The sequence below is a fragment of the Streptomyces yamdrokensis genome, from assembly GCF_053890455.1.
This window is the reverse complement of record NZ_CM132679.1, coordinates 23,520-50,337: the sequence shown is the minus strand read 5'-3', so window position 1 is coordinate 50,337 and position 26,818 is coordinate 23,520. Positions and strand designations below refer to the sequence as shown.

Here is a 26,818-nt window from a genome sequence, read left to right as displayed (position 1 = left end):
GACGCAGGGCCGCGGGGTGAACCACTGCGTTGTCCCGGGCGTCCATGGAAAGCGGACGCCCATCCGGAGATCACGGCGCGCGGTTTCCGCGACGGATGCCCCGCCGCCTCCTTCCGGAGAAGTGCTTTCTTCACCCATACTGCCCGGCGCTCCCGCCGGTGTCGGATTCTGAAGAGGAACATCTGTGATCGGTTCACGACTTCGCCGTGTCCTGCTGTCCGGGGCAGTGCTGGCCGGCGCCCTGGTGGTGGTCAACGCCCCGGCGGCACAGGCCCACTACAGTCAGTGCCCCTCCGGGCACTTCTGCGTCTGGCAGAACAACGGCTACGAGGGCCGCTTCTTCTCGAGCGCCAACAGCACACCCAACATCGGTAGTTACATGAACGACCGCACGACCTCGGTCTGGAACCGGACCGACCGCACCGTCTGCATGTACCGGCACGAGAACTACGGTTACTCCATGGGGTGCTACGCGCCCGGTGGCTCGGTCTCCGCTCTGCCGATCCACAACGACGAGCTGACCAGCTTCCGGTTCGTGTAACCCGACCTGCCGGGGCAGGCGCTGTACCGGCCTGCTCCGGGGCGAAAACAGATGCCGCTGCCGGGCGGTCCCCGCTCGGCAGCGGGGACCGCCCGGGCCGAACCGCGCCAGGCCCTGCCGGCGAGCGCACCCTGCGCCCACTGGCCGAGATCGGCGTCGCCGCTCTGGTACGCCGGGCGGGAGTGGCCGCGCCGCCTTCCACCTCCACCACGTCGACCCGGAGGCGCTCGCCGTGGACGCCTGCGCCGATGTCGTCCGCGACGCCGTGGACGCCCCGCTCGTCCGGCGCGGCACCCTGGCCGGAGCCAGGTCTCACCGGCCCCGGCGCATCACTGGTCGCGGAACGTGCCGGACAACACGGGTGAACCGGACCTGGCTTTCGAACGTAGGACATGAAGAAGGCGCCGTCACCGTGGCCGCCGGGCCGAGCGGTGTCCTCTCGCCCGGCGTCAACCGCGACACGCGGCCCGGCCTCCCCCCCCACGAGGCGACATGACGGTCGAAGCCATTTAGTTGTATGAAATTAAATTGCGTACTTCTTTTCTCGGTGACGCCTCACCCGCCTCGTCAGTCCCCCGATCGGGCCCAACATCCCAAGGAAAAGGACGTTCACGATGCGCATCACCCGCCCGCCCCGTCCGAGCCGCAGGCTCGCCCTGCTAGGTGTCACCGTGGCCGCCGGCCTGTCCGTCACGGCCGTCACCCTCCCCGGTGTGGCCGGAGCCGCGGCCCGCCACCAGGAGCGGCCGACGATCGTGCTGGAGCACGGGGCGTTCGCCGACGCCGCGAGCTGGGACGGCGTCGTCAAGCGACTGCAGCGCGCCGGCTACCCGGTGGTGGCCGCCGCCAACCCGCTGCGCGGCCCGGCGAACGACGCCGCCTACCTGCGCAGTGTCGTCGGCCACGTCGACGGACCCGTGGTCCTGGTCGGCCACTCCTACGGCGGCACCGTCATCAGCCAGGCCGCCGCCGGCCTGGAGGACAAGGTCAAGGCGCTCGTCTACATCGCGGCGTTCCTGCCCGACTCCGGCGAGAGCTCGCTCGGGCTGACGAACAAGTTCCCCGGCAGCACCCTCGGCCAGGCGATCGAACCGGTGAACTACACGCTGCCGGACGGCAGCCAGGGCGCCGACGTCTACATCAAGCCGGACAAGTTCCACCAGCAGTTCGCCGCGGACGTGCCGGCGGACAAGGCGCGGCTCATGGCCACCGGGCAGCGTCCGATCGCCGCCGCCGCGCTGGAGGAGAAGTCCACGCGGGCCGCCTGGAAGACGATCCCCTCCTGGTCGCTGGTCACCACCGAGGACCGGAACATCCCCGTGGCCGCCCAGCGCTTCATGTCGGCCCGGGCGCACGCGCGCACGACCGAGATCGACGCGTCACACGCGGTGTCCGTCTCGAACCCCGACGCAGTGGCCCGCATCGTGGAGAGGGCGGCCCGGACGGTTCGCTGACCAGCGCGACCAACAGCCCGCCTCGTCCCCGTTCCCGCCCCGCCATCTCACGTAACCCGTGACGTGACCGTCACCCACCACTGTCACCATCAGACGCGTACCTACCGAAAGGCGGCGACCACCATGCCGTTCATCACCGTCGGCCAGGAGAACTCCACCTCCATCGACCTCTACTACGAGGACCACGGCACCGGGCAGCCGGTCGTGCTGATCCACGGCTACCCGCTCGACGGCCACTCCTGGGAGAAGCAGTCCGCCGCCCTGCTGTCGGCCGGCTACCGCGTCATCACCTACGACCGGCGCGGCTTCGGCCGCTCCAGCCAGCCCACCACCGGCTACGACTACGACACCTTCGCCGCCGACCTGAACACCGTCCTGGAGAGCCTCGACCTCAACGACGCCGTCCTGGTCGGCTTCTCCATGGGCACCGGCGAGGTCGGCCGCTACCTGGGCACCCACGGCTCCGCCCGGATCGCCAAGGCCGCCTTCCTCGCCTCCCTGGAACCGTTCCTGCTCAAGACCGACGACAACCCGGGCGGCGTCGACGGCGCCGTCTTCGAGGGCATCGGGCAGGCCGTCACCGCCGACCGCTACGCCTACTTCAGCGCGTTCTTCAACGACTTCTACAACCTGGACGAGAACCTCAACACCCGGATCAGCGAGGAGGCCGTCCGCAACAGCTGGAACGTCGCCGCCGGCGCCTCCTGGCACGCCTCGCTGGCCTGCGTGTCGACCTGGACCACCGACTTCCGCGCCGACATCGCCAAGATCGACGTCCCGTCGCTGATCCTGCACGGCACCGCCGACCGCATCCTGCCGATCGAGGCCACCGGGGAACTCTTCCACCGGGCCCTCCCGCAGGCCGAGTACGTCGTCATCGACGGCGCCCCGCACGGACTGCTGTGGACCCACGCCCAGGAGGTCACCGACGCCCTGCTCGCCTTCCTGGCCAAGTGAGCGGCGGCGGCCGGTCGCTCTCCGCCGGTGACGGATGCGGCGGGCCCGGCATGCGCACCGGGGGCGGGGAAAGGCGGAGACGGTCACCGGCGGGAACGCCCGGCCGGTGACTCGGCGCGGCCCGAGGACGCGCTAACCCCGCCCCGAGGTACGGAGCTTGCACGCGGAATCACCGCTCGTCGGAGTGGGGAGCCGATGGTTGCCGATGGCCCGCTCCGGCACGATGGGGGCGGGGTCCGCTTCGGCGTCCAGGGCGGCAAGCCGGTCCCGGGCATCCTGGGCGCTGCGGGACAGCGCCCGTTGTTCGGCGTCGGCGAGCGCGCGGACCCAGTCGGCTCGGGCGGCCTCCCGGTCGCCCATGGCCAGGCGGGTGTCACCCAGTCGCATCAGCGCGCCGGCGGCGTTCCTGTGGTCCCCCAGTTCCTCGAACGCATGCATCGCCCGCTGGTAGGTGGCCACCGACTCCTCGTACCGGCCGAGCATACGGAGGTTGTAGCCCAGGACGTCCCGGCCCTGAGCCTGCTGCCATGGGGCGTCCAGGCGCTGGAACAGGGCGAGGGCCTCCTCGCTGTACACGAGGCTCTTCTCCAACTGTCCCAGGTTGGAATGGAACCAGGCGAGCTCGACGAGGCACTCTGCCGTCCACAGCTCGTCTCCTGTCGCCCGGGACAGTGCGAGTCCTCGCTCGGAGGACGCCACGGCCTCCTGGATCCGGCCGAACAGATACAGCGCACACGCCGTGCCGTAGTGGGCGCGGGCCTGTTCGCCCACTGCGTCGAGTTCCTCGAAGAGCGTGGCGGCGCCTTCCAGGTGGCCCAGGGCCTGTTCCTGGTGGCCGAGGTAGCCGTAGACGCTGCCGATGTGGCGCAGGCAGCGGCCTTCTTCCAGGCGGTCGCCCCGGCGTCGGGCCACTTCCAGGGCGGGGGTTAGTGCGGTGATCGCCTCCGGCCAGTACTCCCGGCGGTTCAGGTGCTCCTTCAGGGCCCAGGCCAGTCCGGTGATCCGGCGGTCCAGTTTTTGGCCGACGGCGGTGTGCAGCAGGCCGCTCAGCACCCGGTGCTCGGCGGTGAGCCACCGGTCCGCCTGTTCCACGGTGGTGAGGTCTTCCGGGGTGACGCCCGCACTCGGGGGGCCGAAGTCGAGTTCGGGCTCTGAGTCCTGTTTGAGCAGCCGGTTGGCTTCGTAGGCCGTGAACATGTAGTGGTCCAGGACCCGCAGGGTGGCGCGGTGGCGTTCGTCGGCGTCGTCGTGGGTGTGGGTGAGTTCGGTGGCGTAGACGCGCAGCAGGTCGTGAAGGGTGAACCGGCCGGGCAGAGGCTGCTCGACGAGGCATGAGCGGGTCAGTCCGGCGAGCAGGTGGCGGGTTTGGGGGAGGGGGAGCCCGGCGAGGCCGGCGGCGGCCGGGGCGGTGATGTCGGGTCCGGGGTGGAGGGCGAGGAACCGGAAGAGGCGGGCGGCGGGCTCGTCCAGGGAGTTGTAGGACCAGGAGAACACGGTCCGGACGTCGGTGGTGGTGTCGAAGCCGGTGAACGCGTCCAGGCCGTCGTGGGCATGCCGCAAATCGTCGGCGATGGCGTGGAGGGGGAAGGCGGGTTCGAGTTCGGCGCGGGCGGCGACCACTGCCAGTGCCAGGGGCAGCCGATCGCACAGTCGGATGATGTCGGCCGCGGCGGCGGGCTCGGCCGTCAGGCGCTCCCGTCCCAGCCGCCGCGCCAGCGTCTCGTGAGCTTCGGCCTGTGAGGGCAGCGGGAGTGAGAGCGGCCTGGCCCCGTCCGCCGCGATCAGGCCCGGCAGCTGGTTTCGGCTGGTGACCAGGGTGAGGCAGCCGGTGCCCGCGGGCAGCAGGGGACGGACCTGTTGCTCGTCGCGGGCGTTGTCCAGGACGAGGAGCACGCGTCGGTCGGCCAGGAGGCTGCGGAACAGTGTGCTGCGGGCGGTGGTGTCCTCGGGGATGTGCTGGGCGGGGACGCCGAGAGCGGTGAGGAAGCCGTGCAGGGCGTCGCCGGGTTCCACGGCGGGCGCGTGCGGGTGGTATCCGCACAGGTTGACGAAGAGCTGTCCGTCGGGGAAGGAGGTCGCGATGCGGTGGGCGTGGTGGATGGCGAAGGTGGTCTTGCCGACACCGGGAGCGCCGCTGATGACGACGACGGGAGCACCGGCCGGCCCCGGCCGGCCCGGCGCACCGCTCGCGGCGGACAGCCACGCACCTTCGGCCGCCCGCCCCGCGAACACCGGCAGATCACCCGGCAGTTGTGCCGGGCGCGTCATCCATGGCCACCCGCTTCCGCCACCGCCCACAGCAGGATCGTCGCTCACACCTGACGGGTCCGCCGAGCCGGCGAATACCCCGGCGGTCGTGCCGGCCGACGTCGAGCCGGTGGTCGACTCGCGGGACGCGGCACCGGGGGCCGCGATGACAGGACGCACGCCGTCGGGTGCGGTTTCGTCCCGATCCTCCAGGACCTCGGATTGGTCTTCCAGCTCGGACCCTGCCGGTCGGCCCGGATCACGGCTGTCCGCGGTGCCGGCCGCGGAGCCCGCAGCCTTGGGTGTGCCCGGCAGGGACAGTGGCGGCAGGTCGTGGCGGAGGATGCCGTCGTGCAGGGCACGCAGTTGGGGGCCGGGTTCGAGGCCGAGTTCGTCGGCGAGGTGCCGGCGCAGGTCCGCGTAGCGCTGCAGTGCCTCGGGGTGCCGACCGGCCAGATACAGGGCGCGCAGCAGCAGGGCCCAACCGGCCTCCCGCAGCGGGTGCTCCACCGTCAGTTCCTGCGCCGACGCCACGGCTTGCGCAACCCGTCCGCTCAGGAGCAGGGCGGTGATGCGGATCTCCCGTGTGGTCTGCCGCAGTTCCTCCAGGCGCGCGGCTTCGTGGGCGGCGAACAGGTGGCGCGCGGCGTCGGCGAGCGCGTCACCGCGCCACATGCCCAGGGCCCGCTCGGCCTCCTGCAGAACGTGTCCGGGCAGCCCCTGGTCAAGCAGTCGGTGCGCCTGGGCGACGGCCCGCTCGAAGCGCACGGTGTCCCGGCTCTCGGACGGGACACGCAGGGAGTAGCCGGCGGGCTCGGTAACCAGTACCTCGAACGTGCCCCGCGCGCGCAGGTGCTGGGGTTCCAGGACCGCGCGGACCTTGCTGACGTGGGCGTGCAGGGAGGCAATAGCCCCGCCCGGTGTCCGTCCCGGCTGCTCGGACCACAGCTCCTCGCACAGCGTCTCGGCAGCGACCGCCCGACCGCCGGCGAGCAGCAGCCGGATCAACAGCAAACGCTGCTTGCGCGGCCCCGGATCCAGCACCGCGCCCGCCCGCCGCACCACCAGCGGACCCAACAACTCGAAGTCGAACTCATGCCCCACAACCGTCACCGTTTCCACCCGGCACCCCACTCAACGGTGTCACCACCCGCACACACACGGCCCATCGCACGTGAGCGACCTGCTCCGGCCGTAGGCCGCCGGTCTGCCAGGGTGCGGACGGTCGCGCCAAGGGGGTGACGACGAACACCGGGCGCCGCCCCGCCCGGACAACCGCGCGGCCCCTGTCACGATGACGTGTTGGCCCAGGACGGGGAGCGGCGCAGGTGGATCGGAGCGGTGAGGACCCCGTCGTCCGCTTCCCGCATACCAGGGGGAACATTAGCAGGGCGTCACCCGGCGTAAGGGTTCCGCGGGCGGCACGATCCGCCGCCGCGGCAGGGACAGCTCCTCGGCCGGCCGCAGCGCCTACAGGCCCACCGGGCCCCACTCGTCCCGGGAGGAGTGCGCTTGCCGGCGGCCGGGTGCGGGGCGGCCTCCCTGTCCGGTTCGGCGGCTCGGACCCAGGCGCGCTCGTGGCGTTCCCGCGGCAGCCGGGGTGGATCATCTGCGCCCCGCTTCCCCGCTGCTGCCCGCGCCGCCCGGTGCGGATCCCCTCGAGGTCGGTGAGCACGGCATGCCTCGGGTGGCCAGGAACGAGCCCGCCCTGGGCGACCGCTGAGGTCGCGACCATGCTGACCCGCACTCCCGTCTTCGGCATGTCCTGGGCCGAGTGCTCGCAGACGGGAAGGCGGTCGCGTCGCACATCGGCGTCGAAGCCGCTCCGGCAATCGGGCGTCCGGGCGGTGATCTCGCCGCGCGCCCGTACCGGCCCGGCGCATCCGATCCAAGCGGCTTCTTCGTGCGTCCAGCCGGGGTGTACGCCGTCGTGACCGGGCTCGCACCTTGCCCTCCCTGAATTGGGCTGGGTTGTCGGCTGCATCATGGGACCCTCGATCCGGGACTCGTGGAGCGCTGCTCGGTCGGCTACGCCTGGAGGGCTCCTGGGGTTTCGTCGTCGCTGCGCTGCCGGCCGGGCGCCTTGGAGGTGTCCGACCGGCAGCGGCGGGTCAGCCCCTGACGTCGAAGGTGGCGGCGCGGGGAACGAACACCGTGTCCCCGTCCTTGGCCACCGCCAGTGCCGAGACGTACCAGGTGCCCTGGTCCAGCTCGCCCGCCTCCTTCTTCGTGACCTTCAGCGTGTAGGTGCAGCGGAAGGTGTCGTCCGAGGCACTGCGGCACGTGGCGTCGTCCGTGTGCCGCAGCTCCGCCTCGGTCGGTTCGAGCTTCGAACTCGTGGGCCACGCGACGACCTTGAGGCCCCGGACGCCCGATTCATCCCGTACGTCCGCGGTGAAGGTGAGAGAGCCGGTGCTGCCACCGGACGGCGCGAGGTAGCGGGCCGAGCCGTTCTCCAAGGTCGGCTCCGTGGCGGTCGAGGCCATGGCGGGACCACCCGCGGCCACTCCGCCGAGGACGGCGACACCGATGAGCGACGAAACGAGAACGCGCTTGGCCATGGGAGATCCCCCGGATTCTTGTGGAAGCAGGCGTGGTGCGCCTGGGGACTGGAGCGGGAGGGCGAAGCACGGCCCAGAGTGGAAGAACCACTGGTGGAACCGTTGACCGGTCGCTTCCCGATGTGTTCGAGACTATGGCCGGGGTACGGCGCGGTTCTCGGGCGGCCGGATGATTGCCACGTCTAACCAGAGGTGGAGAACGCCTCAGGGCGTCCACCGGCCGGGCACCGCCGCCTGCGCAACCCGGATAAGAGAACGGAATCCGCCCCCGGCCGGAGCAGGCCGCTCACCTGCGGCCATAGCCTTGGCTCGGCATGAAGCGAACCGACGACCGGCCGCCCCCGGTCCCGCCGATCCGCGCGAGCGCGAACTATGCGATCGGGAACGGGAGACGGACCTCACGTACGACCTGGAGGCCTCTCCCGCCCGAGACCACCCGACCTCCTCCTCCCCCCTCCGCGTCACGACCACCACCCCGACCTGGGAACCCACCCCGCCATGACCGATTCCAGCCGAGCCCTTTCCCACCGTCTGCGCCATACCTTCGGCAACGTCTTCGTCCTCATCTACCTCGCGCTCTGTGCCGCCCTGTTCGTGTGGGCGATCGTGGTGAGCGTCGGCGACGACTCGGGGGAGTCCATGGCGATCATCTTCCCGCTGCTCGCCACCGCCCCGACCAGCCTCGTGCTGCTCGTACTGCCGAGTGGCTTCGCGATGGTCGCCGTCGTCGTCGTCCTCGCGGCACTGGTCAACGCCGCGATCATCGGCTGGTGCGCCCGCGCACTGCGTCGCGGCGGCCGTCCGGACCCGGCGTCCTGAGCCCCGGCCAGACCGGACAACCGGTCACTCGGCGGCCTCCGCGAGCGGCCCGTGCCGGATGGCCCGGGAAGAAGACGTCCGGCACGCGCCCCTTCCGGTCGGAGCGTGACGCAGGCGGCCCGGACCGCACAAATGATCACTGTGGGCGACCCGGCGCAGGGAGGATCCTCCCTGGAGCAGCCCTTTGAGCTGCCACGGACGTGAACCAAGGCGCCGGCCGTCCCGTTGAGTGATCGAGTGAATATCATCCACAGTGGGGAGTGACATGGTCACCGTCGAAGGAACGAGTACCGCCCGGTTCGAACCGGTCCGTGCAGCACTGGCAGCGCACCTCGAATGCGGTGAGGAGTTGGGGGCGTCGATCGCCATCGATGTCGACGGCGTCATGGAAGTCGACATATGGGGTGGGCATGCCGACGAGGCACGTACCGTTCCGTGGCACCAGGACACGTTGGTCAACCTGTGGTCGACGACCAAGACCCTCAGCAGTCTGGCGGCCCTCGTCCTCGTCGACCGGGGAGCGCTGGATCTCCACCGCCCGGTCGCGCAGTACTGGCCCGAATTCGCCGCCCGGGGCAAGCAGGACATCGAGGTGCGGCACCTCCTGGCACACACCTCGGGGCTCTCCGGCTGGCAGCAACCCTTCACCATGGACGACCTGTGCGACTGGACGACAGCGAGCGCCCGACTGGCCGGGCAGGCGCCCTGGTGGGAGCCGGGGAGCGCCTCGGGCTACCACATGCAGACCCAGGGACAACTTGTGGGCGAGCTCGTCCGGCGGGTCAGCGGCCGAACCCTGACCGAGTTCGTCGACACCGAGATCGCCAAGCCGTTGGAAGCCGACATCCAGATCGGCGCGCGGGAAGCCGACTGGCCGCGTATCGCCCCGTTGGTGCCGCCGTCGCAGATCTTCGCAGTACCGGCCGGTCTCGAGCCCGAGGCGGTCTTCACCAAGACGCTGCTCGGGAGCCCCGCCCGGGACGAGCACGTCGACACCCCGCAATGGCGCCGCGCCGAACTCGGAGCCGTCAACGGACACGGCAACGCACGAGGCATGGCCCGTGCCCTCTCCGTGATCTCACGACGCGGCGAGGTGAACGGCCTCCGGCTGCTCTCTCCGGACACGGTTGACAAGATCTTCGACGTACAGGCCGACGGAGTCGACCTGTTCCTGGGCGTTCCCGTGCGCTGGGGCATCGGCTATGCACTCGCCGACCCGAGGACGATGCCGCACATGCCCACCGGAACGATCTGCTTCTGGGTCGGCCGGGGCGGCTCGATCGTCATGATGGACCTCGACCGGCGCATCACGTTCGCGTACACGATGAACCGGCTGGGCGACGGGATCCTCGGCTCGGAGCGCACGCACAGCTACGTCAGGCACGTCTACGAAGCTCTCGACGCCGCGAATTGAAACCCGCCCCCCGAAGGCCCCGTCCATCTCGCGGAACGACGGGCAGTGAGGACCCGCGCAGAGCTCAGCCTCCGGGGACAGACCGTCATTCGCCCCGAGGGGCCCTGGGCCGGACGGGGAGGGTGCCGTGGGCCTGCCCCGGTGCGCCACCGGCTCTTCCTTCCCCTCCCCGCATCGAGCTTCGGCAACACCTGCGGGCGCATACGGCACGTCGGCCCGGTGTCAAGCCCTGGTCGAGGCGCTCGACCGGGGTGCCTCGTCGCCCGACGGGATGAACCACGCAGTGCCGGATCCCGTTCACGGAGTAGCGAACACCCTGGAACGGAGGCTGAGACGGCATGCGCGTCATCGTGGAAAGCGGAGTGCGGGTGGCCCTGTCACGAGAGGGGGAAATGACGCTGCTGTCCCCCCGGAGCAGGGAACGGCGCGTGTATACCCCCGCGGCCACCGCGATATGGATGGTCCTGCGCGAGTACGACGGGGACCTCGGGGCCGCCGCCGAGCGGCTGGCTCACGAGTGGTCATCCGACGTGGCGGCGGTTCGTGCCGCGATGGAGGCACGAGTGGCAGACTGGCAGAACGCCGGACTGGTGACCATGCAACATGAGGACGGACCTCCCGCGTGAGGGCGGATACGCGCTCGTGCGTCACGCGGCGAGCCCGGACGCATGGTGTGGGCGTTCGTATGCGGGGGCCGTTGCCGCGGGACATGGGGTCGGTCATGCCGTCATGATTCACGCCCGCCGGCTGTTCATGAGTTCGGCGCCTCGGACCGCGCGCACGCCGCGGTGCTCGGCTTCCGGTGGGGACTGGTCCGCTGGGTGGATCATGGCTTCGGAGCGGGCAGGGGAGGACATCATGCAGAACACCCGCGCCCACGCAGCGGTGGGTGCGGGACAGCTCCAGCAGCCCGGGGCATCGCCCTGCCGACCGGGCCCCGCTCCGCCGGGTCGGCGTGGTCTTGCGATCCGGCGGGGCGAGAGAACGGTGACTGCTTGCCGAGCCGCTCGTACACCTCGTGAGCCATCATCAGGCTGCGGTCCGCCTGGACCGCACGGCTGCCGGCGACGCGCCAGGCCGGCTGCGGCGCCGTCATCCACGTCTCGTTCATCCAGCGCCGGCACCGCTCTTTGACGACACGCTCGGCCACGCCGCCGCCAAGGCAGCGCTGACCACCTACAGCAAGGGTCCCGCCCGTGAGCTGGCCCCTCACGGAGTACGAGTCGACGTCGTCTCCCCGGGCGCAATCGAGACCGAAGCGGCTACGGTCCTCGTCGCCCGCATCGCCAATCCCAGGCCATCAACCACGCCGCAGCCCGGGAGCAGATCCTGGCGCTCCTCGGCAAAATTCCCCTCGGCCGCCCCGCGCGCCCCGAGGAGGCGGCCGAGTTCGTCGCCTTCCTCGTCCCCGACCGGGCCAGTGCCATCACCGGCGCCGAGCACACGATCGACGGCGGCACCGTCCCCACTGTCCAGGCCCGCCCACACCGACGGCAATCCTACGGTTATAAGGAGAAAGATGACCGCGACTTCGACCAGTCTCCGCCACCTGCCAGGCGTTGTCCGGGCCTACCTCGACGCGCACGCCCGGGGCGACGTCCCAGCAGCGGCCGAGTGCTTCACCCCGGCCGTGGTGGTCGTGGACGACGGCAGCACATACCGCGGCCGCGAGAAGATCCGCGGCTGGCTCAGCCACTCCTCGGCCGAGTACCCAGCGCGGGCATGCGACCCGCGCCATGACGCTGACTCTCGCTGGGGGCACCCGGTGGGAGAGAACCCGCCGACTTGTCCAGCCGTCCGCGCACGATAACGATCTGCGCGCCCTGGCTCACCCACTGATGGACGCCGCCGGGCTGCAGCGCGGCCGACTGTCCGCGCTCACGCTTCGCGGGGAGGCCGTGGCCGGCGCCGCCGGAGGCGGGCGGCCCGCGCGGTGCCCGGCATGACAAGCTGTGCTTCCACTGCCCGACCTCAGGAGGTCACCATGACTGCAGAGTCTCCATCGCAAGAAGGCTCGGAGACGGCTGACATCGAGAGCCGCGCCCTGGTGCCTGACGATGACGGCCAGTACGACCTGAAGGGCAAGTTCCGGGAGGCCTTGGCGCGCAAGCGGGGTAAGCAGGCGCAGGCCGCAGCCCTCGCTGCGAACACCGACGCGTCGAAGGTCCGCGGCGCGCACGGCCCGGCTGCGAGCCAGCGGTCGTTCCGACGAAAGAGCGGCGGCTGAGTTCAAACCGTCGCCGACAGGGACTCGGCGAGACACCGCCCGGCCGCCTTGCCGATGATGTTGAACCGGGTCCCGCCGGGCGACAGAGGCGACCGTTTCCTTCGGTTCCTCTGGTGAAGGTCGTAAGACCAGACAGTTCAGCTTATAGGCCCAGCATCCCGGTCACACAGGGCCGAAAGGGCCGACGGTCGAGAATATTCCGCCCCGTTGGATGTCGTCCAGCGGGGCGGAGGGCGCTGTCACGTTGTTGAGTGTGTGAATGCCTGACGGTGTGTCGGGGGTGGGGTGGGACCGGGTTCCGGCTCCGTGCTCAGGCCGCGGCAGGCAGACCGGCGACGCCGGTGACCTGGTCCCAGATCGCGAAGCACGTGGTCATCTCGGCGCGGCAGTGGTCGGCGGTCGTCAGATGGCGGCGCGGTCGGAAACGGGGTGAGATGCCGCTGAACGCGGACAGGAACTGCTGGGCTCCGCCGACAGAGCAAAAGCCTTTCATGGCGTGTTCGCGCTGCCGGGCTGGTGGGAGTTCTCGGTCCGATTGTTCAGGCCCTTGTGGGCACGGTGCTCGATGGAGGGCATGACCTCCCGGTGGGCCGCGCCGTAGGAGCACAGCTTGTCGGTGACCATCCCCCGCGGCACCGAGCAGGTCTTCTTGAGCAGTTTACGGAGGAAGCGCCGGGCCGCGGCCTTGTCCCGGCGGCCCTGGACAAGGATGCCGAGCACGGTGCCGTCGGCGTCCACGGTGCGCCACAGGTATTTCAGCTCACCGTTGATCTTGATGAAGACCTCGTCCAGGTGTCATCTGTCCCCGGGTCGGGGCCGCCTTCGGTGCAGGCTGCTGGCGTAGACCTGCCCGAACTGCGCACACCAGCGGGGGACCGTCTCGTGGGAGACGAGCACGTCGCGCTCGAGCATCATCTCCCGGAACGACAGCGGGAAGCGGGAGTGCAGCCACACGCAGTGGGAAATGATCTCCACCGGGCACCGGTGCCCCTTGTACGACGGCGCCGCGCTCCCCGCGGACGATCCACCTCCACCATGATCGACTCGGAGATCCTCCCACGCCATCCGCCAACGCGACAGTGCCCGCGGCACGTGGGCCTGGTCGGCGGTTACGGGATCAAAAACTCCAGCTCGGGCCGGTCCCACGCCACCGCGGGCGGGTTCGCGGAGACGGTTCCGGTGAGCAGCGCGCCCACGCTGCGGTAGAACCCCTTGGCCGGAGGGTGCGACACGACGCGGACACGGTCCAGCCCCGCCGCGCGCGCCTCGGACTTCATGTGCTCGACGAGTAGCCGCCCGATACCGCGGCGCTGCGACCCGTCGGCGACGAAGAGCAGGTCCAGCTCCGGCGGCGCGAGGACCAACGAATAGAAACCGAGCACCCTGCCCGCGGGATCGTCGGTGTCGACGGCCACGAAGACCCGGTGGGCCTCGATGTAGTCGGGACCGACGCGGTAGCCCGCGACCATCGCCGCGTAGGGGCCCTCGTAGGCGCGTGAGCGGCGCACGAGCCGCGTGAGCCGCTTGGCGTCCCGGGCGACGGCCTGTCGTACGGCGCTCACGCCAGGCGCGGGTGTAACGCTCGGCTTCATACAGAGAGTATTACGCATCCGGAAGAGGGCTTGCACGGGGGCAGGAGCGATGAAGCCGCCGTGGGTGTACCGGGCGGGGTGACGGCCTTCCAGTCACGTAGACGGGCGGACTGTGTCCGTTGATCCCGTGCTCGAGGAGCCGGTCCGGCGGGACCGGCCGGGCGTCGACGCCACGCCGACGTTCGGTTTCCCGGCGTTCCTCGTCGGCGATCCACCGCCGGGTGCGCTCCGGGTCACACAGTTGCACGCGCTCCAAGGGGCGCAGCAACAGCAGGCGCGTTGGACCCGATTCGTTCGCACGTTCGATCTTTGTCGACGAAGAGACCGGCACCGTGGTGAGGACGTGGCCGGACCAGACGTGATCGCCTGCCCATCCTGGACGCGGTCGCGAGCGGGCCGCACCCGTGCCAGGCGGGTCGGGAATGCTGGCGCGGCCCGTCGTGTCGGGATGAGCGTGGTTGCGGAGGGGACAGTGGCCCCGGGCCTCACCTATTGCCTGCAGGGACGATCGTTCGGCCGAAGCCCTGCAGGGCCTTTCGCCGCGTAGGCGACCGCCCTTCACAACCGCATCTCTTCCGACCGGCCCCGTCCCGCGCTCGCTGGACGGGGCCGACATCTCTCCGGCTCCGCGTGACCGTGGCAGGCCCGGGTACGTTGCCCGGTCATGGACGACTACGAGCACATCGACCTCGACGAGAACGACCTGGACGAGATCCTCTCCGTGTGGATGGGGACGGCGGAACGCCTGGCGCTGCTGACGTTGGAGGAGGCTTACAGCGTGTTGCGCCTGCTGGTGACCGTTTCGCAGGAGGGTGGGCCGATCTCGCGGGATGCGGACCGGCCGGCAAAGACCATCGTTGTCCGCATCCTGTCGGAGAACTGACTCCGGCCGATGACCCGGCCGGCCCGGACGTCGCAGGTCAGCCCTCGTCGTGCGGGCACTGCCACCGGTCAGCCGCGCTGGTGGAACTCAGTGGAGCTCAAAGGCGCCCTGCGCTACCACGACACCGATATCTGCCGCCCGAGGGAAATACTGCGGGTACGCACTCTGCCGAGATCAGCCTCGAAGAGGCGAGCGAGCACGGCTGGTGGCCGAGACGGCAGTCGAGCGGAATCGGCGTGGGAGCGGACAGTGCCGCTACTTCCGCAGGTCATCGAAAGCGGGCTTCGGGGTATGCCTGAGCCCAACCCGCTGTTCACCCGAGCGCGTCTTGCCGCCGTGGGCACCTGAGTGAGGGCACCTCGGCGGTACTCACGTACACCGCCGCCTTGGCGCTGTCGCCCCCGCCCACTCTCTGACGCGCCTGACCGAGGATCGGCGACCTGGCGCTCTGCCGATTCTGGCACTTACTGTGCACCGTTCGTGCGAAAGAGGGCGACAGATCGTGCGGCGGAGCGCGAAAAGGAGGGCCTTGCCGTTGGACGGACCACTGTTGTGTTGTGAAACGAAGCGATCCGAGATCACAGGTCCGAGTCCGAGAACATCCGGAGGTGTCGCGTGACCGGCCTTCAACCGTCGGTCGTCGTGCCCTGCTTCAACGAAGCCGAGGGCATCAGGTCTTTCCACACGGCTCTGATCACTGTTCTGGAAGGTCTCGGAGACACCTTCGAGATCTGTTACGTGGACGACGGCAGTCTCGACCGCACAAGGCTGCTGCCCAACTCCTTCGCCGCACAGGACGAGCGGATCCACTACACGGCGTTCAGCCGGAACTTCGGCAAGGAGGCCGCCATGCTTGCCGGTCTTCGTATGTCGCGGGGCGCCGCTGTGGTGATCATGGACGCCGACCTACAGCACCCGCCCGAACTCATCCCCCGCATGCTCGAACTGCACCGGCACGGATACGACCAGGTCATCCCGAGTCGCGACCGCTCGGGCGAAGGCGTGGTCCGCAGCGCCCTCAGCCACGCCTACTACACAGTCGTGCGCCGTTGTGTGGACGTGGAGTTCATCGACGGATCGGGCGACTTCCGGCTGCTGTCCCGGCGGGCGGTGGAAAGCGTCCTGTCCCTGCCGGAGAGCCACCGTTCCTCGAAGGGGATCTTCTCCTGGATCGGCTTCGACACGGTCAATTTCCGCTACCGGAACAGCGAACGCGTCGCCGGCCGGTCCAAATGGGGGAACAGACGGCTGCTGAACTACGGCATTGACGGGCTTCTCTCCTTCAACAACCGTCCGCCGTACATAGTGCGGGAGACCGACAAGAACTGCCCAGCGCTGTCGGACCGCCCTCCGCCCGCACGACGTGCTGGGCGTGCCGGGGCAGCCGGAGCGCGGGTCCCGGCGGCACACGCGGACCTCGCTCTGGGTGACCGCCCTCTCCCTCCCTCCCCTCGCCCTGCTCGCCGCGGCCGCGTGGTTCGGGCGGTCGGTCCGGCCCGGTGCGGACGACTGGTGTTTCCTGCCGGCGGTGCGGGACGAGGGCATCACGGGCCTCATCCGCCGGTTCTACTTCGACGACAACGGACGGGTCGCCAACGCGGTGCTGGTCGGCGCCTACGCGAAGTTCCAGGTCGCGGGCCATCAATGGTTCGGCCTGGTCAGCGGCGTGTTGACGCTCGCAGTGCTGTGGGCGGTGACGGCCCTCGCACTGCGACGGGCCAGGATCGCCGCGCCGTGTGGACTGCCGCGGCTGGTCGCGGCCATGGTCACTGCTCTTTTCCTGTTCTTCACACCCAACACGTACAAGACGTTCTACTGGCCCGCAGCGTCGGTCTCGCACACGATGCCACCGGTACTGGCCTGCGCCGCGCTGCTCCTGTTCTTGGTGGGGCGCTCGCGTCGCGGCAGGGGCGCGGCCCCCGCCGTCGCCCTGTTTGCCGGTCTGGCCATCGGTACTCTGTCGGAGGAGACCGCGATCGTCGTGACGGTGCTGCTGGTCACCGTCCTCCTCCTCAGCGGCCGTGTCGCTGCCGGTTCCTCCCGGTCCTCCCTTCGCTTCTGGTGCGCAGGGGGTATCACCTGGATCGCGGCGGGGACTTTTGTCCTGATCACCTCACCCGGTTCGAACGCCCGGCGGGATCGGTTCGGCGCGAGTACGGCACCCTTGCTCGCGCCGGAGTCGCTCACTGCCTCGCTGCGCGGGTTCACGGAGATCACCCACACCATTGTCACCACCCGGCAGTACGTCGGGGCGGTCGCGGTGGGGATACTCCTGGGCCTACTGTGCCGACGCCTGGACGGAAGCTCGCCAGGCCCGCCCGCTGACCTCTGATGGTCTGTGCCGGAGTGGCCGCACTTCTCGTGTCCGGCTATCTCTGCACAGCCGTCACCTACTCGGCCTTTCAGGTCGGGTGAGTGATCCCAGCGCCAACCGGCTCTGGAACGACTACCTCTTGGTGTATGTGGCTCTGCTCGTCGGCGCCGGGTCGCTGCTGGGCATGGAGGCCCGGCAGCACGCGCGGCAGACCGGCGCCCTGCAGGCCGTGTGCGCGGTGCTCTGCCTCCTGGTCTGCTTCGGCCCGGCGGTCACCCTGCTCAACTTCGACGCGAACATGCGCGCGCGGGCGGTGAAATGGGATGCCCAGGAGCGGCGGCTGCGCGAGGGTGCAAGCTCCGGTGCCCGGGTCCTCCCGTACGAGTGACTCGTGATCAGCCAGATGCTGGAGCCGTTCAGTCGGCAGGGACGCTCCTATCGGCCCGGAGGGTGCGTCGCCGACTACTACCGGATCGACCGCGTCACCGATGCCACTCGGCCCTCGGGCCGAACGTAGGAGGGCAGGACGGTGCGCCGACTGCGCGGATTCTCCCAGCTGGCGGCAACCACCCGGACGAGTCCGCTTGCAGCGTCAGTCGTTGACGGTGGTGTATGAGTTCCGGAAGGCCTATACGGGCGCACCACACCGAAGCGCTTAGCTGTCGGGGTAGCCCGGTGCGGTGCCGGGCCGGCACCGCGAGCACGGCTTCACTCCGTCGGCCAGAATCCGCCGTGGCTCACCTCCCGCGATGTCGTTTGGCTGTTTCCCTGTCAGTGATGACCGCCATCATGGGGACATGACCAACCTCAACCTGACCACTGGCAGTACCTGGCGCCTCCACCACGACGACCAGGAGATTGCCCAGCTGACCGTGACCGGCGCCGATTGGCCCTGGACTCACGCCGAAGTCGAGACGCTTCCTGGCTTTGAGGAGTTCCGTCCCCTCTTCACTGATCAGGAACGGGCTGCCGACGAGGAGGACTGGAAGCAGGCCGACGCCTGCTACACCCAGATCCGCAGTGCGCTCACCATGACGTTTCCCGATGGCAGCCCGGTCGCGGAGTTCATGCTGCACATCCACGACGACGGCACCGCCGGCTGGCGCTGGCACGACGAGCCCTTCGACGCGGTGAACCAGTGACGCGCTGGCTTCGCTGCTTCTGGGACGAGGAAGCCGTCTGGTTCTACTTCGAGCTGGACACCGATGGGTACGTGATCCGGCAAGTCGAGTTGCAGGAGCCCGGAAGCAAGGCTTTGGCCGCTGCCTCGCTGGTCGAGTGGCAAGAAGCTCAAAGAGACGGTCGGTTGGCTGAATACGAGAGTGCCTACGGTCTGACCGCGGAACCGTCTATCTCTGAGTGGGAGGGGCACGACCCGCGGTGGTTGTCGGCCGATGAGTTCGAGGTCGTTTGGTTGACCGCCCGTCGGCAGCTTCAGGATCGTCTGAACCGCTCCGGGTCTGATGGCTCTGATGTGCACCGGCTTGCGTGGAGTCGGGTTGCTGGGGTCTAGGCGATCGAGGGGGCCTCGATGAAGGCGGTCGCCGCGAAGTTCGGGATCGGTGCCGCTGAGACGGTGCGCACCTGGGTCCGCAAAGCCGAAGTCGATGCCGGCCAGCGCCCGGGCGTGACTTCGGACGAGGCTGCAGAGATCAAGCGCCTGAAGGCGGAGAACGCCGAACTGCGGCGGGCGAACGAGATCCTCACGGTCGTGAAACTCGCCAGCCGCCACACCACCGTAGTTGTTCCCGCTCTGGCCGAGACCTCCGAACGCATGGGCCCGCGACTACGCGGCACGCTGACTTGGGATCGCGGCATGGAACTGGCAGCCCACAAGCGGTTCACCGCCGACACCGGCGTCGACGTGTTCTTCGCAGCCCCGCGCAGCCCCTGGCAACGTGGCACCAACGAGAACACCAACAAGCTGCTCCGGCAGTACCTGCCCAAAGGCACGAACCTGTCGACGTTTCAGTCAAGACGATCTTGACGCCATCGCGATGAAGCTCAACAACCGTCCGCGCAAGTGCCTGGGATTCCGCACACCAGCCGAGAGTGTTGCCTTGACCGGTTGAATCTGAGACTACCTCCGCCGGTGTCCGTCCGGCAGTACTCCGGCACTGCCGGACGGACCGGGAATTACCAGATCGGCGTCTTCGCCGCCTACGCCACTACCCGCGGCCACGCTCTGGTCGACCGCGAGCTCTACCTGCCCCAGTCCTGGGTGGCCGACCGGGAACGCTGCCGAGCAGCCGGTATCCCCGACGAGCGCACCTTCGCCACCAAGGGTGACCTCGCCCGCGACATGATCCGCCGCACTCTGGCCTCCCCATTGCCCATCGCCTGGGTCACTGCGGATTCCGCCTACGGACAAGACTCGCACTCCCGGCGCTTCATCGAGGACCACGGCCTGTCCTACGTCGTCGCCGTGCCCAAGTCCCAGCTCGTGCACGGTCCGCGCATCGACCACGTCCTCGCCCAGGCGCCGCCTGAGGCATGGCAGCGTCTGTCGGCGAGCCGGGGGCCAAGGGTGAACGGTTCTACGACTGGGCCGCCGCCCGCCTGCCCGCAGTGACCGAATCCGACGGTGACGAGCCGACCAGGCAGCGGTGGATGCTGGCCCACCGCAACATCAGCAGGCCCGCCGAGATCGCCTACTGCCTCGCCTGCGCCCCGCTGGAAGCCACCGTCGCCGACCTGGTCCGCGTCGCCGGATGCCGCCGGAAGATCGAGGAGTGCTTCCAGAGCGCGAAGAACGAGTGCGGCCTGGACCAGTACGAGGTCCGCCGTTATGCGGGCTGGTATCGGCACATCACGCTCGCCATGCTCGCCCACGCCTTCCTCGCGGCGATGACCGTGCAGAAGCGCGAAAGGGGGTGACGAGGCCGACACACCCGACCTCGTGACCCTCACGCCAGCCGAAATCCGTCGTCTGCTGGCAGCTGAACCCTGCCGCCATCCTGCACGCCGCGACCACGCGGTGAACTGGTCCCGATGGCGGCGCCGCCACCAAGCCCGTGCCCGGCGCTGTCATTGCATGCGGCGCGGGCACTCGTTCGCGGGACGGTCGGCCCAAGACCGTCCCGCACATGCCGAACCTCCGCTACACTCCCCACCGCCAGGCCGTTGACCAGGGTAAATACAGAAGTCCGGCTGGAGTACTAGGCGTCGGCGAGAAGAGAGTCGTACGGGGTGCTGGTGCGGCGGCCCGACATGAAGGAAAGGAAGTCGCCCACGAAGGTGCTCCGGCCGTACGCGCCGTCGGTGGGGTTGAGGTCGCGGTGGAAGGCAGTGCGAAAGAGGGTCCGGTACTCGTCGGCATCGATGCTCCCGCTGCCATTCTTGTCAGTGGCGTCGAAGAGCACCTCGGCGACGCGGATGAGCGCGGGTCCGGCGAGGGAGGGGATGGCGGCGGCGTACTCGTCGGCGCTGACGCGGCCGTCGCCGTCCGTGTCGAGGGCGGCCTGGAGTTCGCGCCACCAGACGGCGAAAGCGTCGTAGAGCCGGGTCTCCGCGGGCTCGTCCAGGTCCAGGCGGGTGGACAGTTCGCGGGCCATGGCGGCGAGGTCAGGCCAGTCGAGGTAGCCGTCGCCGGTCTGGTCCAGCACCTGGCGGAAGAACTCCCCCGCCGAGCGTCGGCCCTCTCCTGTGCCTGCGGAAGGCGCCGGGTCCGGGCCGGGGCCAGCGTCGCCGCCCAGCGGTGTGAGGAGACGAAGCAGGGCCGACGCCCGCTTCATGCGGGCGCGCAGGGCGGTCAGGGTCCGGGCGCGGGGGTCGTCGCTGCCAGGTGAGAGGGAGAGGACTTCGATGATGCTTTCGGCGTTGATCCAGCCCTCGGGCAGGAAGCGGGCGAGCCCGGCGGCGAGGTAGGCGCCCTGCATGAGGGTCTGGGCACCGGGCATCTCCGGCAGCCCGGCCCTGCGCCGGTATGGTTCGGGGAGCGAGGCAACGGTGATCGCGCCGAGGAGCGGGCCGGCGACGGCCCGGCCGGCCGCCCACAGCGTCGGCGCGCCCTCGAGCAGCGCCGGGGCGGGCAGGTGGTCGAAGAGCCGGTAGAGGATGACGCGGGCCGCTTCGGTGTTCTCCAGCTCGTTTTCGACGACCCGGTCGAAGTACCGCCAGAAGTCGTTCAGGTCCTCGGGGAGTTCTGCGGCGTCGCCGTCAAGCGCGGCGAGAAACGCGCGGTATTCGGCGTACATCCGCTCCATCGTGTCCAGCTCGAGCGGCTGGCCGCTCAGCCGGCACATGGTGACGGCGCTTTCGAAGAGGGTGGCGACCACCCAGGCGCGGGTCGTGCGGTCCATCGCGTCGTAGGCGCGGCCGCGGGAGTCGGAGCCGCTCATGCGGGCGTGCAGCCGGTTGAGCCGAGCGGCCTCCCGTTCGCGCACCGCCAAGTCGGTGCCGAACATGCGCCGCATGCTGAGGAAGGTGTTGCGAAGCCTGCGCCAGGGGTGGGCGACAAAGGTGGAGTTGTCGACGAGGGCGGCGCCGATCTGCGGGTGAGCGGCCTCCAACACGGTGGCGCGGATCATGGCCAGTGCCCAGCGCGGGTCGTCGAAGAAGGCGCTGAACTGCGATTCCGGGCCGAACAGGGGTGCCTCGTCGGCCGTGTCCGTGGTTTCGGTGGTCATGATGGGCCTCCGTTCATCCGGGGCGGCACGCCGCCGAAGCGGCGGTCGCGGCGCCGGTAGGTATGTAGACACGCGAGGAACTCGGGGGCCCGGAAGTCCGGCCAGAGCACCTCGGGGAAGACCCACTCGGCGTAGGCAACCTGCCAGAGCATGAAGTTGGAGATGCGCTGCTCGCCTGAGGTGCGGATAACGAGGTCCACGTCGGGGGTATCGGGGAACGGCAGGTGGTCCGCGAAGAGCCGCTCGGTCACCTCATCAGCGGGCGTCCTGCTGCGGATCAGCGACCTTGCGGCCTCCACGATGTCCCGGCGCCCGCCGTGGTCGAAGGCCACGGTCAGTGTCATCCCCCGGTTGTCGGCGGTCAAAGCCGCCAGATCGTCGAAATCTCGGGCCAGTTCACGGGGGATACGCGGGTCGGCGACCCCGAGAAAGCGACAGCGGATGCCACGGGCCAGCAGCAACGGCGCATGCTTACGAACGACCCGGCGGACCAAGCGCATCAGGTAGTCGACCTCAGGGCCAGGGCGGTTCCAGTTCTCGGTAGAGAAGGCGTACAGGCTGAGCCACTCGACACCAGCGGCCCGGGCCGCCTCGATGACGGTAGCCTCCGCAGCCCGGTGGCCCGCCGTCCGGGGAAGCGAACGCCGCTGCGCCCAGCGGCCGTTGCCGTCCATGACGCAGGCTACGTGCCGCGGCACCACACGCACCGGCCCGTCGTCCTGCCGTGGCTCGTCGCAGTACTGTCGCCCACCCGGCCGGTCCCTCGTCACCGGGCGTGCGTGCGGGACGCCGTGGTCCGTCACGCCCAGCCCCCTCTCACCCGGAACGGCACGGTCGGCCCTACCGCGCTCGGTCACGCCCACCCCGTCTCGCCCATACCCACGCCCCACCGGAGCGTTCCCTCCCAGGAGTCTGACGGCGCGAAAGAGTTCAGACCGGCCAAACAGGTGACCGCCACCCTTAGCTCATACGTCCGATTCCCTTCGGTGTCTGGCGGACCGTTTCGACCCGCCAGGCACGGTTGGGCCGGGGGCCGGTTAGGGGCAGGCGGCCAGGACGATGGAGAGGACGGTGCAGGTCGCGCTCGCGGTGTTGTTGGCGGGGTTGGGGTCGGTGGGTGCGGAGGCGGTGCGGGTGCGGGTGCGGGAGTGTAAATCTAACGGCGGATCCGACGATCATGGGAGAGACGTCAAGTGACCGACATCACCGTGCAGTTGGAGACCGTGGAGCCTGTCGAGAAGGACTTGTCCGGGCCGCCTGTGCCCGTGTCGGACGAGCAGCTGGTGGCGATGCTGGTGGAGCGGGCCCGGTCAGAGGGACTGCAGCTGACCAAGCGGGTCCTGGAGTCCGTCCTGGAAGGTGAGATCACTGATCACCTCGGCTATGAGAAGCACGACTCAGCCGGCCGGGGCAGTGGCAACTCCCGCAACGGGGGGCCGGACCAAGACCGTGCTGACCGACGTCGGGCCGGTCGAGATCAAGGTCCCGCGTGACGCGTCGGGCACGTTCGAGCCGCAGATCATCAAGAAGCGGCAGCGCCGGCTGACCGGGGTCGACGAGATGGTTCTGTCGTTGTCCGCGAAGGGGTTCACGCACGGCGAGATCGCCGCCCACCTGGCCGAGGTCTACGGGGCCGAGGTGTCCAAGCAGACCATCTCCTCCATCACCGACAAGGTGATGGAGGGCATGGCCGAATGGCAGAACCGGCCGCTCGACCGCGTTTACCCCGTTTTGTTCGTTGATGCGATCAACGTCAAGATCAGAGACGGGAAGGTCGCGAACTGTCCCATCTACGTGGTGATGGCCGTGACCGTGGATGGCATCCGCGACATCCTCGGCATCTGGGCCGGCGACGGCGGCGAGGGAGCGAAGTACTGGCTGTACGTGTTCACCGAGCTCAAGAACCGTGGCCTGGGCGACGTGCTCATGCTGGTCTGTGACGGGCTCAAGGGTCTGCCCGAGGCCGTGGAAGCCATCTGGCCTCGCACGATCGTCCAGACGTGTGTGGTGCATCTGCTGCGGAACTCGTTCCGTTACGCCGCCCGTCAGGACTGGGACAAGGTCGCCAAGGCTCTCAAGCCCGTCTACACCGCACCCGGCGAGGACGCGGCCACGGAACGCTTCCTGGAGTTCCAGGAAGCGTGGGGCCGGAAGTATCCGGCGATCGTGAAGCTGTGGTCCGACGCCTGGGCCGAGTTCGTGCCCTTCCTCTCCTTCGACGTCGAGATCCGCAAGGTCATCTGCAGCACGAACGCGATCGAGAGCGTCAACGCACGCATCCGCCGAGCTGTTCGCGCCCGCGGGCACTTCCCCAACGAGGCTGCCGCCCTCAAGTGCATCTACATGGCGCTGATGAGCCTGGACCCGACCGGGAAGGGCCGCAGGCGGTGGACCATGCGCTGGAAAGCACCCCTCAACGCGTTCCAGATCGCCTTCGAGGGACGCCTGACCCCGAGCAACAACTGACCATCAACAACCAAGATCAGCCGTTAAATTGACACAACCGGTTCGGATGCCTTACAGGTTGTTCGCATAGAAGCTGGTGAGTCGTTCGACGGCAGCATCGACGTATTCGGGTTCGTCGTACATCTCGTAGTGGCCGGCGCCGTCGATCACCATGAGGTCGACGGGGTTGGAGGCCAGCTTCCACAGGTGCATGCCGGTGTCGTATGAGCCGGTGTTGCCGATGCGCCCGGCGAGGATGACCTGGAGTGGCTGGGTCATCAGCCGATCGGCCAAGTGGAACGCGTCATAGCCCAGCAGGAGGGAGTCACTGCGCAAGAGGCGCCGATTCGTGGAGTGTTCGTTACCGCCGCGCTCGGTGCGGTAGTAGGTGACGGCCTGAGTGGTGTCGATGTCGGTCAGGCCCGCTGCCGTGGCGTCCTCAAGGGTATCGGGCAGCCAGTTCACGCGGGTCGTCTCGCCGGAGCGGGCCTCTTCGGTACGCGCGTCCGCGAGGGTGTCGAGTGCTGCGACCGGACCGTCGGGCTGGAAGCCGCGGAACGAGGCGCCCACGTTGACCGGAACGACCGTGCCGACCGCTTTGATGCGGTGGTCCGTGCGGGCGGTGTGCACGGCGTAGCCCCCACCGGCGCAGATGCCGAGGACGCCGATGCGCTGTGGGTCGATGCCGGGATTCGTGGTGAGCACGTCGATGGCGTAGGAGATGTCCTCACCTCGGCGGTAGGGGTCTTCGAGGTCGCGGGGCTCGCCCTGGCTCTGGCCCTGATGGGCGGGGTCGAAGACGAGCGCCGCGATGCCGCGGGCGGCGAGACGGGAGGCGTAGTTGGCGCCGATCTGCTCCTTCACGCTGCTGCCTGGAGTGGAGAGCACCACGGCGCGCAGCGGTGCGCCGCTGTCGGGCAGGTGGAGGTCTGCGGCGAGGTTGATGGGGCCGCGCGGGATCGTGAGGTGCTGAAGCATGCGTGACTTCCTTCGTGAGATCGTTATTCCACAGGAGTCCAGTACAAAACATTATCTTGTACGATCTAGAAATAATACGAAACTGTACCACTGGATGGAGGCTCGCATGTCAGTCGACGGGGCGCGGCTGTGGACGCTGAACCAGCGGTTGCTGGGCGTCGTGATGGATGCCTGCACGCGGGAACTGGCCGAGCTCGGGTTGGAGACGAAGGAGTTTTTCGTCCTGGCCGAGGTGGAGGCATCGCCGTACCCGGCCGAGATCGCGACTGCGCTGCTGCTGCCCAAGGCGAGCGTGACGGTCTACGTTCGCAACCTCGTCGCCAAGGGCTTTGTCCGCCGCGAGATCGACGGGGCGGACCTGCGGCGTCATCGGCTCGTACTGACCGCCGAGGGCACGCAAGTACGCGATCGAGCACTTGCAGCCCTCGCGGCGGAGTACGACCGCAGGTTGGCGAGGGTTACCCCTCAGGACCGCGTTGAGCTGCAACGCATCCTCAAAGCGATGCTCGCCTCGCCCGCGTCAGCCCGTATGCGCGAGTGATTCGTCTGTCCGGCGCTCTGCTGCACCTTCGGCCTGCGACCGCATGGATTCGTCAGACCGTTCAGGTTGCGACGGCAAGGGACGTCCGCCCCACCGGATGCCCTTCTCGCTTCGGATGCGGACGCGTTCGCGACGCTCCGCCGCGAGGACGTCGGGGTGGCGGGCGTTGGCGTTACGCCAGCGCAGGTAGGCATGCAGGGCCCGGGTCTGGACGTTGTGGTTGGGGAGGTGGGAGTTGGCGATGGTGAACTGCCGCAGCGGTCCGAAGTGGGCTTCGATCGGGTTCGCCCAGGATGCATAGGTCGGGGTGAAGCACAGCTTGACCTTGTTCTTCTTCGCCCAGCGATGGATGTCGGCGCCTTTGTGGGCGGACAGGTTGTCCAGGATCACGTAGATCGGGGCGCCGTCTGGCCGGGCGGCACGGATCGACTTCAGCGCGGCCAGCGTGTTGACGGCACCCTTTCTGCGGCGGTTGACACCCCACAGTGTGTCGTCGCCGGCCGAGTAGCAGCCGTGAAAGTACCGCACGCCGTGGGTGCGGTGGTAGGTGGCGGGCAGCCGGTCGGGGCGCTTCTGCTCGGCCCAGCCCGAACCTGCGGTGGGACGGATCCCGAGCGGGCCGAACTCGTCGAAGGCGAAGACCCGGTCGGGGAAGCGGTCAAGGACCTCCTCGATCCGGTCCAGCTTCGCCTCGCGGTCGGGGTCCGGGGATTCCTTCCACATCTTGGTGCGCTGGAAGGTCACGCCGCGGCGGGCGAGCAGGCAGCGTAACGCCTCGCGGCCGATCCGGATCACGCGGCCGTGCACCTTCCGCAGGTAGGCGGCGAGTTTGCGGATTGACCACCGCGTGAAGGGCTGTCCGAGCTTGGTCGGGCGGGTGGTGGCCGTCTGGACGACGAAGTCCTCGTCGTCCAGACGGAGAAGGCGGGGACGCCCTCCCGCCCACCGAGGGTCCAGGCAGGCCAGACCGATCTCGTCGAACCGGTGGATCGTGTCGCGGACAGTGTCCTCATCGGCCTGCACCACCTTCGCGATCATCGGGATCCGGTTTCCGCCGGCCGAGGCCAGCAGCATCATCGCGCGCCGGTACCGCACCGAACTGGTGCTGCCCCGGCGCACGATCTGCTCCAGCTTCTGCCCCTCGTGGTCGGTCAACCTGCGCACACGGACAGGCTCAGCCACCACACTCCCAACGGTCGGATCGGACGTCTCCGGAC

The 26,818-nt window shown here is 69.1% G+C and carries 18 protein-coding genes and 11 pseudogenes; 21 read left to right on the top strand and 8 right to left on the bottom strand.

All coding sequences use genetic code 11. The annotated features are described in order from the left end of the window. Positions 1–184 precede the first annotated feature (184 nt). The 4 genes and pseudogenes from ACWZEH_RS00265 to ACWZEH_RS00250 all read left to right on the top strand — a co-directional run bounded on the left by ACWZEH_RS00265 (position 185) and on the right by ACWZEH_RS00250 (position 2,952). Entirely contained in the window at positions 185–541 is a 357-nt protein-coding gene (locus tag ACWZEH_RS00265; protein WP_456194933.1) for a peptidase inhibitor family I36 protein, read from the top strand. A 51-nt stretch (positions 542–592) separates the two neighbouring features. Next, positions 593–833 (top strand): annotated as a pseudogene (locus tag ACWZEH_RS00260) (TetR/AcrR family transcriptional regulator); the annotation flags it as partial. Between the two features lie 322 nt (positions 834–1,155). Beyond that, the gene (locus ACWZEH_RS00255; protein ID WP_456194932.1) at positions 1,156–1,995 is read left to right on the top strand and encodes an alpha/beta fold hydrolase; all 840 of its coding nucleotides are present in this window, start codon (positions 1,156–1,158) and stop codon (positions 1,993–1,995) included. 123 nt (positions 1,996–2,118) lie between these two features. Further along, entirely contained in the window at positions 2,119–2,952 is an 834-nt protein-coding gene (locus ACWZEH_RS00250) for an alpha/beta fold hydrolase (RefSeq protein ID WP_456194931.1), read from the top strand. Between the two features lie 132 nt (positions 2,953–3,084). On the opposite strand, the gene ACWZEH_RS00245 is transcribed toward ACWZEH_RS00250, so the two are convergent. Then, on the bottom strand, positions 3,085–6,303 hold the full coding sequence (locus tag ACWZEH_RS00245) for an AfsR/SARP family transcriptional regulator (protein ID WP_456194930.1): 3,219 nt from the start codon (positions 6,301–6,303) through the stop codon (positions 3,085–3,087). Positions 6,304–7,310: 1,007 nt separating this feature from the next. Beyond that, positions 7,311–7,760: a DUF5707 domain-containing protein gene (locus ACWZEH_RS00240; protein ID WP_456194929.1), complete on the bottom strand. Its 450-nt coding sequence runs from the start codon at positions 7,758–7,760 to the stop codon at positions 7,311–7,313. A 498-nt stretch (positions 7,761–8,258) separates the two neighbouring features. Between ACWZEH_RS00240 and ACWZEH_RS00235 the strand changes: the two genes are divergently transcribed. The 7 genes and pseudogenes from ACWZEH_RS00235 to ACWZEH_RS00205 all read left to right on the top strand — a co-directional run bounded on the left by ACWZEH_RS00235 (position 8,259) and on the right by ACWZEH_RS00205 (position 12,220). Beyond that, positions 8,259–8,579, top strand: a complete 321-nt coding sequence (locus tag ACWZEH_RS00235; RefSeq protein ID WP_456194928.1) for an SCO4225 family membrane protein — start codon at positions 8,259–8,261, stop codon at positions 8,577–8,579. A gap of 265 nt (positions 8,580–8,844) precedes the next feature. After that, on the top strand, positions 8,845–9,993 hold the full coding sequence (locus tag ACWZEH_RS00230) for a serine hydrolase domain-containing protein (RefSeq protein ID WP_456194927.1): 1,149 nt from the start codon (positions 8,845–8,847) through the stop codon (positions 9,991–9,993). Positions 9,994–10,421: 428 nt separating this feature from the next. Beyond that, positions 10,422–10,619, top strand: coding sequence for a hypothetical protein (locus tag ACWZEH_RS00225; protein WP_456194926.1), 198 nt, complete (start codon positions 10,422–10,424; stop codon positions 10,617–10,619). Between the two features lie 100 nt (positions 10,620–10,719). Next, a pseudogene (locus tag ACWZEH_RS00220) lies at positions 10,720–10,811 on the top strand (response regulator transcription factor); the annotation flags it as partial. A gap of 215 nt (positions 10,812–11,026) precedes the next feature. Next, positions 11,027–11,466 (top strand): annotated as a pseudogene (locus ACWZEH_RS00215) (SDR family oxidoreductase); the annotation flags it as partial. Positions 11,467–11,512: 46 nt separating this feature from the next. Further along, positions 11,513–11,803 (top strand): nuclear transport factor 2 family protein, encoded by a 291-nt coding sequence (locus tag ACWZEH_RS00210; RefSeq protein ID WP_456194925.1) that lies wholly within the window; start codon positions 11,513–11,515, stop codon positions 11,801–11,803. Between the two features lie 174 nt (positions 11,804–11,977). Beyond that, entirely contained in the window at positions 11,978–12,220 is a 243-nt protein-coding gene (locus ACWZEH_RS00205; protein ID WP_456194924.1) for a DUF5302 domain-containing protein, read from the top strand. 310 nt (positions 12,221–12,530) lie between these two features. Here the strand turns inward: ACWZEH_RS00205 and ACWZEH_RS00200 are convergent. Next, positions 12,531–13,285 (bottom strand): annotated as a pseudogene (locus ACWZEH_RS00200) (IS6 family transposase). Between the two features lie 44 nt (positions 13,286–13,329). Then, positions 13,330–13,830, bottom strand: coding sequence for a GNAT family N-acetyltransferase (locus tag ACWZEH_RS00195; RefSeq protein ID WP_456194923.1), 501 nt, complete (start codon positions 13,828–13,830; stop codon positions 13,330–13,332). A gap of 646 nt (positions 13,831–14,476) precedes the next feature. Between ACWZEH_RS00195 and ACWZEH_RS00190 the strand changes: the two genes are divergently transcribed. The 8 genes and pseudogenes from ACWZEH_RS00190 to ACWZEH_RS00155 form a co-directional block, all read left to right on the top strand. After that, on the top strand, positions 14,477–14,695 hold the full coding sequence (locus tag ACWZEH_RS00190; RefSeq protein WP_456194922.1) for a DUF6417 family protein: 219 nt from the start codon (positions 14,477–14,479) through the stop codon (positions 14,693–14,695). A gap of 615 nt (positions 14,696–15,310) precedes the next feature. Then, a pseudogene (locus tag ACWZEH_RS00185) lies at positions 15,311–15,991 on the top strand (glycosyltransferase family 2 protein); the annotation flags it as partial. A 67-nt stretch (positions 15,992–16,058) separates the two neighbouring features. After that, positions 16,059–17,526 (top strand): annotated as a pseudogene (locus ACWZEH_RS00180) (DUF6056 family protein). 280 nt (positions 17,527–17,806) lie between these two features. Continuing rightward, a complete protein-coding gene (locus ACWZEH_RS00175) occupies positions 17,807–18,151 on the top strand; it encodes a hypothetical protein (RefSeq protein ID WP_456194921.1) in 345 nt (114 codons plus the stop codon). Further along, positions 18,148–18,522 carry a hypothetical protein gene (locus ACWZEH_RS00170; RefSeq protein WP_456194920.1) on the top strand — a complete coding sequence of 125 codons (375 nt, stop codon included), beginning with the start codon at positions 18,148–18,150 and terminating at the stop codon, positions 18,520–18,522. The genes ACWZEH_RS00175 and ACWZEH_RS00170 overlap by 4 nt, the downstream gene beginning before the upstream one ends. A gap of 12 nt (positions 18,523–18,534) precedes the next feature. Next, positions 18,535–18,738, top strand: a pseudogene (locus tag ACWZEH_RS00165) (IS3-like element ISMyma3 family transposase); the annotation flags it as partial. Further along, a pseudogene (locus ACWZEH_RS00160) lies at positions 18,721–19,081 on the top strand (IS30 family transposase). The pseudogenes ACWZEH_RS00165 and ACWZEH_RS00160, both read left to right, overlap by 18 nt. Then, positions 19,077–19,886 (top strand): annotated as a pseudogene (locus ACWZEH_RS00155) (IS701 family transposase); the annotation flags it as partial. The pseudogenes ACWZEH_RS00160 and ACWZEH_RS00155, both read left to right, overlap by 5 nt. Before the next feature lie 281 nt (positions 19,887–20,167). Here ACWZEH_RS00155 and ACWZEH_RS00150 read toward each other — a convergent pair. Continuing rightward, positions 20,168–21,637: an oxygenase MpaB family protein gene (locus ACWZEH_RS00150; protein ID WP_456194919.1), complete on the bottom strand. Its 1,470-nt coding sequence runs from the start codon at positions 21,635–21,637 to the stop codon at positions 20,168–20,170. Continuing rightward, entirely contained in the window at positions 21,634–22,344 is a 711-nt protein-coding gene (gene uppS, locus ACWZEH_RS00145; RefSeq protein WP_456199978.1) for a polyprenyl diphosphate synthase, read from the bottom strand. Before uppS ends, ACWZEH_RS00150 begins: the two co-directional genes overlap by 4 nt. A 582-nt stretch (positions 22,345–22,926) precedes the next feature. Between uppS and ACWZEH_RS00140 the strand changes: the two are divergent. Next, positions 22,927–24,103, top strand: a pseudogene (locus tag ACWZEH_RS00140) (IS256 family transposase). Between the two features lie 51 nt (positions 24,104–24,154). On the opposite strand, the gene ACWZEH_RS00135 reads toward ACWZEH_RS00140, so the two are convergent. Further along, positions 24,155–25,060 carry an alpha/beta hydrolase gene (locus ACWZEH_RS00135; RefSeq protein ID WP_456194918.1) on the bottom strand — a complete coding sequence of 302 codons (906 nt, stop codon included), beginning with the start codon at positions 25,058–25,060 and terminating at the stop codon, positions 24,155–24,157. A gap of 106 nt (positions 25,061–25,166) precedes the next feature. Here ACWZEH_RS00135 and ACWZEH_RS00130 point away from each other — a divergent pair, with 106 nt between their 5' ends. Next, entirely contained in the window at positions 25,167–25,601 is a 435-nt protein-coding gene (locus tag ACWZEH_RS00130) for a MarR family winged helix-turn-helix transcriptional regulator (protein ID WP_456194917.1), read from the top strand. A gap of 75 nt (positions 25,602–25,676) precedes the next feature. Here the strand turns inward: ACWZEH_RS00130 and ACWZEH_RS00125 are convergent. Next, positions 25,677–26,783 (bottom strand): annotated as a pseudogene (locus tag ACWZEH_RS00125) (IS630 family transposase); the annotation flags it as partial. Positions 26,784–26,818 lie beyond the last annotated feature (35 nt).